This window comes from Butyrivibrio sp. (assembly GCF_017940685.1).
In the GTDB taxonomy this organism is placed as follows: domain Bacteria; phylum Bacillota; class Clostridia; order Lachnospirales; family Lachnospiraceae; genus Butyrivibrio.
In genome coordinates this window covers 1-2,355 of record NZ_JAGAYD010000261.1, presented here as the reverse complement: position 1 = coordinate 2,355, position 2,355 = coordinate 1, and the positions used below count along the sequence as shown (strand labels likewise).

1 protein-coding gene, 1 tRNA gene and 1 pseudogene are annotated in these 2,355 nt (G+C 42.2%); 2 read left to right on the top strand and 1 reads right to left on the bottom strand.

What is annotated here, in order from left to right:
• A partial coding sequence (locus tag J6I68_RS15680; protein WP_292221660.1) for a SpoIIE family protein phosphatase occupies positions 1–1,757 on the top strand: 1,757 nt, incomplete at its 5' end.
• A gap of 170 nt (positions 1,758–1,927) precedes the next feature.
• Here the strand turns inward: J6I68_RS15680 and J6I68_RS15675 are convergent.
• A tRNA-Gly gene (locus J6I68_RS15675) sits at positions 1,928–1,998 on the bottom strand.
• Positions 1,999–2,088: 90 nt separating this feature from the next.
• Between J6I68_RS15675 and J6I68_RS15670 the strand changes: the two are divergent.
• A pseudogene (locus J6I68_RS15670) lies at positions 2,089–2,355 on the top strand (ribose-phosphate pyrophosphokinase-like domain-containing protein); the annotation flags it as partial.

Below are 2,355 nucleotides of genomic sequence, written 5' to 3'. Positions count from 1 at the left end.
GAACATACTTTGGTGTTGGTTCATACACTAGAGTTGCATGCAGCGTTGCAACCTGCGTGGCAGGCTTTGTTGCCATGGGTATGAACAAAGGAGTCTTTAAAGGGAAAAAACCTTCTCCTGTATATGCATTCTTTATGGGAGCCTTTATGGAAGTGTTCCACATGTATGTGGTGTTTATAACCCACAGGGATGACCTTAGGATGGCGTTCATGGTAGTAAAGATATGTTCCGTTCCCATGATCGTATTTACTGGCATTGGTCTTGCAGTGTCATCATATATCTTGCAGGTATTTTCAGGAGAATGGAGAAATCCTTTCTTAAAGAAGAAAGCAGAAGAGGTTCCTGTTTCCACAAGGTTCCAAAAATGGCTCTTTGCGGTGACATTTCTTGTGCTGGTAAGCGGTTTTTTCTTTTCCTACTACCTGCAAACCGGTTCAGAGTATCAGGACAGCATCCACACAATTGAAGAAAGTGCCAGGCATATCAAGCAGCGAATACTTGATGGTAACAGCAACATAGAGCCCGAGGCAGATGTTTCTTTTGACTACATGATCCTTGCAGATGGCTACATTAACAATGGAACCCATAAGGGTATGACGCTAGGAGTGGATGAAGCCAATTCCCTTAAAGCGCTTGAAGGAAAAACTGTAAAGCGTACCTATATTGGGAAAAAGTCACTTGTGAGAGTAGAAGCGATCGACCTTGAGCACATTCTTGTGGTATCCATGACAAATGAACAGGTCTACTGGTACAGAGATGCCCAGGCCTACGAAACAGGCCTTTCAAGTATTCTTTTGTTTACAGTAACTTATGTGCTTATCGCTTATCTTGTTAATATGATCGTTGTAAATAATATCCAGGAGATAAATGGGTCCCTTTCTAAGATCACAAATGGAAATCTTGATGAGGTAGTGGATGTAAGGAGTTCCTCGGAGTTTGCAGAGTTATCTGACGACATCAATGAGACGGTAGTTGCTCTTAAGGGATATATTAGCGCTGCGGAAAAGAAAATGGAGCAGGAACTTACACTTGCCCGAATAATCCAGGATTCTTCCCTGCCAAAATCATTTAATTTCCCAGACAGGGATGAGATAGACATATACGCAACCATGAAACCTGCTAAAGAAGTTGGCGGTGATTTCTACGATTTCTTCCATGTGGACGTCAACAGGATGGCTTTTGTTATTGCTGACGTTTCAGGTAAGGGCATACCTGCCGCCCTTGTAATGATGAGAAGTAAGACTGCCATCAGAACCGTTGCACAGGAAGGCGGAACCCCTGCAGATATCATTGAAAAGACAAATGAAGCTCTTTGCGAAGGTAACGACGCTGAGATGTTTGTAACAGCATGGATCGGAATACTGGATCTCCCAACAGGTCTTTTGACCTGCGCAAATGCTGGACATGAATATCCTGCGATCAAGAGGGTAGGAGGCGAGTACGAGCTGTTTAAGGATAAGCATTCTCTGGCACTTGCTGCGATGGATGGATTAAAGGCTAGGCAGTACGACATAGAGCTTCAGCCCGGAGATAAGGTATTTGTTTATTCTGATGGAATACCGGAAGCTATCAATGAGAATGTAGAACAGTACGGTACTGGCAGGATGATCGAAGCTTTGAATCTGGTAAAAGATGAGACTATGAGAAATACGCTTCCTGCTATTACGGAAAGTGTAAATATATTTAAAGGGAAAGCAGATCAGTTTGATGATATGACGATGCTGGGATTTGAATTCAGGCACTATAGTAAGATATAGGATTGCTTTATAACGAGCAATGCAAAACCTGCTTACTCAAACGATGCATACAAGATTTACTACGTAAATCTTGTCCGCGCAGTCGCGCGATATAAAATAAGGACCAGACGCTCAGATTTGCAAGCGAGCTTGCATCTGAGGTCTGATCCTTATTTTGCATCGTTTGAGTAAGCAGGATACGGGAATCGAACCCGCCTCTTCAGCTTGGGAAGCTAACATACTACCGATGTACTAATCCTGCAGCACACTTAATTATTGTAGTTAATGTAAATGTTTATTTCAAGCTTTTTTCGTGCGATAATTAAAATATTAAAAGCAAAGGAGAACACCTATGCAGAATAAACTTGGGATAATAGCTCTTGAATCAGCAGCTTCAACAGGCAAAAGAGTAAACGAGATCTTAAAAGAATGGCGAGGCGTCGATAATTTCCTTATTCCCTGTGAATGCCCAAGATTCGGAAGCGGCGAAGGAAAGGGAATTGTAAGAGAGTCTGTAAGAGACAAGGATATATACATAATTGTTGATGTTCTTAACAATTCACTTACCTACAAGATGGATGGTGAACCCAATCGCATGTCGCCAGATGATCATTACATG